The sequence below is a fragment of the Mesorhizobium sp. M4A.F.Ca.ET.090.04.2.1 genome (genome assembly GCF_003999085.1).
Classification (GTDB): Bacteria; Pseudomonadota; Alphaproteobacteria; order Rhizobiales; family Rhizobiaceae; genus Mesorhizobium.
This window is the reverse complement of the sequence record NZ_RZOT01000450.1, coordinates 1-5,140: the sequence shown is the minus strand read 5'-3', so window position 1 is coordinate 5,140 and position 5,140 is coordinate 1. Positions and strand designations below refer to the sequence as shown.

The 5,140-nt window shown below is 67.1% G+C and carries 4 protein-coding genes; 2 read left to right on the top strand and 2 right to left on the bottom strand.

Translation table 11 applies throughout. The annotated features are described in order from the left end of the window. Positions 1–207: 207 nt before the first annotated feature. Positions 208–1,581 carry an amidase gene (locus tag EN781_RS25340; RefSeq protein WP_126056791.1) on the top strand — a complete coding sequence of 458 codons (1,374 nt, stop codon included), beginning with the start codon at positions 208–210 and terminating at the stop codon, positions 1,579–1,581. On the opposite strand, the gene EN781_RS25335 is transcribed toward EN781_RS25340, so the two are convergent. Next, positions 1,578–2,648 carry an FAD-binding oxidoreductase gene (locus tag EN781_RS25335; protein WP_126056790.1) on the bottom strand — a complete coding sequence of 357 codons (1,071 nt, stop codon included), beginning with the start codon at positions 2,646–2,648 and terminating at the stop codon, positions 1,578–1,580. The genes EN781_RS25340 and EN781_RS25335 overlap by 4 nt on opposite strands. 67 nt (positions 2,649–2,715) lie before the next feature. Then, positions 2,716–4,533, bottom strand: coding sequence for a winged helix-turn-helix domain-containing protein (locus tag EN781_RS25330; protein WP_126056789.1), 1,818 nt, complete (start codon positions 4,531–4,533; stop codon positions 2,716–2,718). 195 nt (positions 4,534–4,728) lie between these two features. Here EN781_RS25330 and EN781_RS25325 point away from each other — a divergent pair, with 195 nt between their 5' ends. Then, positions 4,729–5,010 carry a DUF4242 domain-containing protein gene (locus EN781_RS25325; protein ID WP_126056788.1) on the top strand — a complete coding sequence of 94 codons (282 nt, stop codon included), beginning with the start codon at positions 4,729–4,731 and terminating at the stop codon, positions 5,008–5,010. Positions 5,011–5,140: the final 130 nt, after the last annotated feature.

Sequence of the window (5,140 nt, the reverse complement as noted above, 5' to 3'; positions counted from 1 at the left end):
TCACCATTGCACGCGATGGCATGGTCGTTCGGCCCTTTACTCCGGCTCTGGCGGAGCTGGCGCTGGCCGGCTGAACCATCCCGCCGCGAATGCCAGCGCAATCCCGATCAAGCGAGGCCGATCCTCGGATGCTGAACTCGGCTTGAAGCCGCGCCACAGTCCGCCATCTTGATCAGCAGGCGCGGCCAGCAAGTCGGAGCATTCGTCATGGACATCGCCTTCGCCTCGACCATCGAGCTCGCCACCGCGATCTCCGCGCGTAGAATCTCGGCCGCCGAGGCGTTGGATGCGCATCTTGCGCAGATCGACAGGGGCAACGGGGCGGTCAACGCCATCGTCACCCTCGACAGGGAAGGGGCTCGCGAGCGCGCCAGGCAGGCGGACGTTGCGCTGGCGCGCGGCGACGCGCTGGGTCCGCTGCACGGCGTGCCCTTCACCCTGAAGGACACGCACGACACGGCCGGCATGAAGACCACGGTCGGCTTCCCGCCGTTTGCCGACTATGTGGCGAAAAAGGACAGCCCGGTCGTGGCGCGGCTGAAGGCGGCTGGCGCAATACTGATCGGCAAGACCAATGTCGCGACCATGCTCAGCGACTGGCAATCGGACAATCCACTGTTCGGCCGCACAGGCAACCCCTGGAATCTGTCGCGCACCGCCGGCGGCTCCAGCGGTGGCGCAGCGGCGGCTGTTGCCACGGGCATGACGCCGTTCGAGGTCGGCACCGACATGCAGGATTCCATCCGCTTGCCTTCCGGCTTCTGCGGTGTCTACGGCCTGAAGCCGACCGAGCACCGTGTTTCGCTGGCCGGCGCTTTTCCCGATCCGGGCGGGACGGTGCGCAGCGTCCGGCTGATGTCGTGCCTCGGCCCGCTGGCGCGCAGCGCCGAGGACCTGGCACTGATCTACCGGATCATCGCCGGACCGGACGAAGGCGACACCGACCTTGCGCCGGTGCCGGTCGAGGCTACGGAGACGCCGGACGTCAGTTCGCTGCGCATCACCGTCGCCACGTCCTTCCCTGGCTTCCCGGTGGCTGGCGAGATCAGCGCCGCCGTCGAAAAGCTTGGCGAGAAGCTCGGATCGGCAGGCGCCATGGTCGAGGAGGCAAAGTTGCCCAGGCTCGATCTGCACGACGATCTGGCCGAGGGCGGCGCGCTGATCGGCATGATGCTGGAGGCCGCGCAGCCGGACCCGCCGGACCAACCGACGCCTGTCTCGCGCTGGTTCGCGGCGCTCGCCCGGCGCGACCGCTCGATTCTCGCCTGGGACAGGTTCTTCGAAAGCTGCGATGCGCTGCTCTGCCCGGTCGCCATGACCACTGCCTTCCCGCATTGCGCGCCGGGAACGGCGATCGAGGTCAACGGCAGAGAGGAAAGCTATTGGATGCTGCCGGCCTATGGCGCGGTGTTCAATTATTCCGGCCATCCGGCGCTGACGATACCCGGCGGGTACGGCAGCGAGGGCCTGCCCATCGGCCTGCAGTTGGTCGGCAGTCGCTGGTCGGAATCGCGGCTGCTCGGCATTGCCGCGGCGATGGCGCCACTCGCTGGGGGCTTTCGCAGGCCGACCGGCTATTAAGAGAAGCGGCCAAGCCTGTAAGACTGAAGCAATGGATCGCGCTCGCCGTCCAGGATTTCGCGCGCGGCAAAGAGACCGACGGCCGGCGCCAGCGTGATGCCGGAATGCATGACGGCGACATAGAGCCCGTCCACCCCCTCGGCGCGGCCGATGATCGGGAAGCCGTCGACCGGGGTCGGCCGGTAGCCGACCGTGTGGAAATCGAGTTCCAGCCCCTCGGCGCCGCGCAGCATCGCCTTCGTCGCCTTGAACAGCTCGCGCGCCGTGTCCTCCGCATTCTCGCCCGGATCGGCGCCGCCGAAATCCGAGCCGGCGATGATCCGGCCCTCGGCCGTCTGGCGCATGTGCAGCCGCTCGGCCAGCACCAGCCCGTTGAGCAGCGTTTTGTAAGGGCGCGAATGGACGATCAGGCCGGGCGGTGTTTCGATCGGCAGCTTGACCCCGACTGTTTCGGCGATCCCCGGAGCTCCAGCGCCGGCCGCGATCACCACCTCGTCGGCGGTAAGCTGCTCGCCGGACATCTCCACGCCCGTGACCTTGCCATTGGATCGCGCCAGGGCGGTGACGGTTCCGGTTGCCAACTTCGCGCCGCGCCGCTCGGCATCGGCCAGCAGCGCCCTGGTGGCGGCAACCGGCTCGGCGACGCCTTCCTCCGCCACATAGAGCGCAAGCTCCGGAAGCTCGGTAAGATTGGGCTCGATGCGGGCCACCCGATCACGGCCGACGCGCTCGATGCCGTAGCCCCAGGAGGAATGCTCGGCCGCATAGGCCTCCAGCTCGTCCGCCGGCATGTCCCAGCACAGGCCGCCGCACCAGGCGAGCGGCAGGCCGGGCAGATCCTTCGCCAGCCTTGTCCATTCGGCCATGGCGCGCCGGCGCAGCCGGAAATAGGTCTCGGGGTTGCCCCAGCTGGCATTGATCCAGGCAAACGAATTGGGTGTCGCGACGCCATCCGCGCCGCTACCCGAAATCACCGTCACCCGCGCCCCGGCTCCCGTCAGATGCCAGGCGATCGAGGCACCGATGATGCCGGCGCCGATGACGATGACTTCTTTCGCGCTGCTCATGCCGGGCTCCATTGGGGTTTCCCGTCATGCCATCGCACCGAGCCAACCTCAAGCGAGAGTCTATGCGCTACCCAAGCGCCTCTCTCTTGGCGCCGGCGAGCAGCCCTTTCAACTCGTCGTACCGCCGCATGAGGCGCGGCGAGTCGACTTTCTTCGCGACCGCGAGCACCGTGCCGAGCTCCAGCTCCGCGCCGGTGCGGTCACCCAGCTGGATAAGCAGCGCCGCGAGCGAAAGCCTGGCGTCCGCGCAGTTGGTCGGCGAGCCGATCTCGGCCCAGCGCGAGCATGCGGTCTGCAGCTCCCACGCCGCTTCCACAAGGCGATCTTCCCGCATGAACAGTTCCGCCTTGGCCTCGGCAGTCAGCGCCCGGATCGAGGCCATCGGCCAACGTTGCGGCTCGCTTTCCAGTTCGGCGATCACCTGCTTCGCGCGCTCCAGCCGATCGGTCCGCGCCGCCACCTTGGCGAGCGTGGCAAGGACCATGCCGCGCCGCTGCAGGGTTGGCCAGCGGTTCCCAACCAGGGACCGCTCGAGCGCGCTGAAAGCGGCCTCCGCCTGTCCCTGCTCGAGCTGCAGCAGCGCAAGGCCGGGCTGCGGGTCCCAGCCCGCGGCGTGGGACGCGCGATAGGCTGTTTCTGCCTCGGCGAAATCGCCGGCGGCAAGATGAATGTCACCCAGGACGCGCAGCGCATCGCCAGTGGCCCAAGGCGCGTCGAGCGCAAGCTGGTCGAGCGCGGCACGCACCAGCGTCTCCGCCTCTTTCAGCGTGCCATGGACGCCGAGCACCTCGGCCCGATGCAGCCGGCACGAGCCTGTGAGTTCTTCCAGCCCGTGTCCTCTGCACCAACCCTCGTAGCTGAGGGTCCATTGGTTGGCTCTCGCCCAGTCGCCGAAATTTCGGCAGGCCCAGAGAATGTTGCAGTAGAGGATACCGCCGACGATCGGGTCGACATCGCTGGAGAGACCAAGCGCTGCGGCAAAATCCTGGTCTTCCTGCCCGGACCTTGTTTCCCCAAGGCAAAGCTTGAAGAAGCCGCGATAGATGAGACCGAGCGACTCGACGACCGGGTCCTCGAGTTGCTTGCCGACCTCGAAAGCCTGCTCGGCGAGCGCAAGCGCGTGCTCCGGCTCGGCTTCCGCGCCCTTGATGCGCGCGCCCATCCAGCACCAGAGGCCATGCTCCCTGCTCTCGGTGGCGCCATCGATCAACTGCGCGGCTCGCTTATGCCAGCCGTTGGCGGCGGCAAGCTCTCCTCTTTCCAGATGGATCATGGCAAGGGTGATTGCCGGAGAAGACGCGCGCAGGCGTTCGCCGGCGACGCCGTACTCCGTCACCGCGCGCGCCAGGAGCGGAATGGCTTCCGCCGGCCGTCCCATGCACTCCAGTGCCAAGGCCCATTCTTCGAGATCGGCCGTCAACAACTCGTCGGTGGCGTCTGCTTCGGCGAAGGAGGCCGCGGCCTCACGCCATTTTCTGGCCGCAACGGCCGCGCGTGCCAAAAGGATTGGCGAGCCGGGGCTCGAAGGCTTGCTCACCTCGCCGGCCGGAACGATCTTGTTTTCCGGAGCGGCAGGTGAATCCAGGTAGATCCGGTAGCCAAACCGGGGCAGGTTGCGCAGCGCCGTTTCAATTCCGCCCTGGCGAAGGATACTGCGAGCGAGACTCGCCACGCGCTGCAGCGAGGCCTCCGTCACCGTGACGCCCGGCCACAGCGTTTCGAGCAGTTCGTCCTTACTCAGCGCCCGCTCCTGATTTCGCAGCAGCATGGCGAGGAAGTCGAAGACCAGCGGCTGCGCCTCGACCTCCCTGCCGGCGAGGCGAAGGGCGCGGGATTCCTCGTTCAGCTCGAAGTCGCCGAAGCAATAGACCCCCATCGGCAGCATTCCCTCCAACGACAATGGGCAAAGGATCAGGAGAAGATAAGCGCGGCGTAAGGACTGTCGGCCGCCCCTCCTGTCATTCTTCCCGTGCCTGGCGAGCCAAGCGGCACTTTAGCCCAGCAAGCCCGGGCATGTCACCGGCAGCGACCTGGTCGGTCGCCCGCCGGCATTTGAACCCAAGATGAGGAGATTACGGAAATGCAGAAGTACATCATCGAACGGGACATTCCCAAGGTCGGCACCTTCGAGCGCGAGCAGCTTCGCGACGCGTCCAAGGCGTCGAACGCCGTGCTCGCCGAACTTGGCCCGGAGATCCAGTGGGTGGAGTCATTCGTCACCGACGACAAGACCTTCTGCGTCTATCTCGCCAGGGACGAGGCGATCATCCAGCGCCACGCCAAGATGAGCGGCTTCCCGGCGACGAAGATCACGCAGGTGAAGCGCCTGTTCGATCCGACGACGGCGCACGCCAGCGCCTGACGGGGAGGAACGGGTGGTGAAACTCTTCGCAAACCTCGTCCTCGGCACGGCGTTGTCCGGCGCCATCTGGGCATCCGCGCTCGCCTGCGGCACCGCGGATGCCCAGATGGCGCCGGACAACGCCGTGCCG